Raw genomic sequence first — 476 nt, 5'->3', positions numbered from 1 at the left:
TCGCGCAGCAGGGCCGGCACGTCCTGCGGGGCGAGCGCGTCCAGCCCTTCCGGGTCGAGCCGGAGCAGCAGCAGGGAGGTGTGGTCGGCCAGGTGGGCGGCGTCGAAGGCGGCGGCGCTCTCCTGCGCGGTGAGCCGGCCGAGACCGGGCGGCACGGGGCGTCCGTCCCCGTCGGCGGGGCCGGTGATGAGGGCGAGGCCGGGCAGGCCGTGGCGGCTGCGGTGGTGGGCGAGGGCGTCGAGGAACGCCGCCGCGGCGGCCTCCCCGGGGGCGCCCGGGGTGCCGAGCGGTCCGACGGTGGGGGTGTGCACGACGAAGGCGGACAGCTCGGTGCCGGCGGTCAGTTCGTGCAGGTTGACGGCGGCGGCGAGAGCGGCGCCGAGGCCGGGGAAGGCCGCGCCGGGGGTGTGGACGACGGCGTTGAAGCGCGTGCCCGGGCCGGCCAGCCAGCCGGCGAGGGCGTCGCGGTCGGCGAG

The 476-nt window shown here is 79.6% G+C and carries 1 protein-coding gene; it reads right to left on the bottom strand.

What is annotated here, in order from left to right:
- The coding region (locus BI06_RS24475; protein ID WP_043471662.1) for a KR domain-containing protein at positions 1-476 on the bottom strand (476 nt) is incomplete at both ends.

Origin of the sequence: Kitasatospora sp. MBT66, from assembly GCF_000710405.2 — a bacterium.
Lineage (GTDB): Bacteria > Actinomycetota > Actinomycetes > Streptomycetales > Streptomycetaceae > Kitasatospora > Kitasatospora purpeofusca.
This window is presented reverse-complemented; position numbering and strand designations above follow the sequence as displayed.